Genomic DNA, 603 nt, shown 5'->3' on the forward strand with positions numbered 1-603 from the left:
CACGACCATGATCTCCGGGGCGTCGGGGGTCGGGAAGAGCACGATCCTCGACGCCTACACGGCGCTGATGATGCCGTCGGACACCAAGTTCAACGGTGCCTCCAACGACGCCGTCGCCGGGCGGGCGCGCAGTGTCGGGCAGCGGAACCTGCTGTCGTACCTGCGGGGTGCCGTCGACGTGATCGACAACCCGAAGACCGGGCGGCCCGAGGAGCAGTTGCTGCGCGGCAAGGGCACCGACACCTGGGGTGCCGTCGCGATGACGTTCGTCAACGACCAGGGCGGTCGGTTCACGGCGCTGCGGACCTACTACGTCCCGCGTCGCGCCACCCGCTCCGGTGAGGTGCAGATGCAGCTCACCACCCACGAGGGCGCGCTCGCGCTCGACGCGCTCGAGGTCGCCGTACCCGAGCGTTTCCACGCGAACACCCTCAAGAAGCTCTTCCCCGGCATCCGCGTGCACCGGACCTATGCGGAGTACTCCGCCGTCCTGCACGCGCGGCTCGGCATCGGTGCGAACGGTGACGGTGCCAAGGCGCTGCGGCTGCTCGCGCGGATCCAGGCCGGCAACCAGGTGCGCAGCGTCGACGAGCTCTACAAGGA

Annotated in this window: 1 protein-coding gene; it reads left to right on the plus strand. The window is 69.5% G+C overall.

The window, feature by feature from the left end:
• A partial coding sequence (locus ACOADB_RS09190) for an ATP-binding protein (RefSeq protein ID WP_378597658.1) occupies positions 1 to 603 on the plus strand: 603 nt, incomplete at both ends.

It is taken from the genome of Nocardioides sp. CPCC 206348, assembly GCF_048654705.1.
Lineage (GTDB): Bacteria > Actinomycetota > Actinomycetes > Propionibacteriales > Nocardioidaceae > Nocardioides.